This window comes from Saccharothrix sp. NRRL B-16314 (genome assembly GCF_000716595.1).
Taxonomy (GTDB): Bacteria; Actinomycetota; Actinomycetes; order Mycobacteriales; family Pseudonocardiaceae; genus Actinosynnema.
Genome location: NZ_JNXC01000187.1, coordinates 1 through 337, shown reverse-complemented (window position 1 = coordinate 337; position 337 = coordinate 1). Strand labels below are relative to the sequence as shown.

General features: G+C 66.5%; 1 protein-coding gene. It reads right to left on the bottom strand.

Annotation, left to right across the window (positions count from 1 at the left end; genetic code table 11):
- A partial coding sequence (locus OQ02_RS39590) for a hypothetical protein (RefSeq protein WP_197043732.1) occupies positions 1–282 on the bottom strand: 282 nt, incomplete at its 3' end.
- Positions 283–337: the final 55 nt, after the last annotated feature.

Below are 337 nucleotides of genomic sequence, written 5' to 3'. Positions count from 1 at the left end.
CTTCTTGAGCGCCGCCATGACGGCCATCATGTCCTGGGTCATCGGGACGTCGATGCCCGTCAGGTCGATCGGCTTCGTCTGCTGGATCGGCTTGCCGTCCGGGTCGACGTTGTGGTTCTCGTAGATGCTCATCGACAGCTCGGCCTGGCCGTCGAGGACCCTCAGCTCCCCGCCCTGGTCGCCCCGGCTGTCGAAGAACGCCTGCTCCCCCAGGCCCTCGATCGGCGTGACGACCTGGTAGTACTTCGCCCGCGGGGCGATCTCGGGCTCGGGGTCCGTCACTTTGTGCAGGGTGTACGAGAGCGCGACGCTGTAGCCGCTCTCGTACACCCTGCAC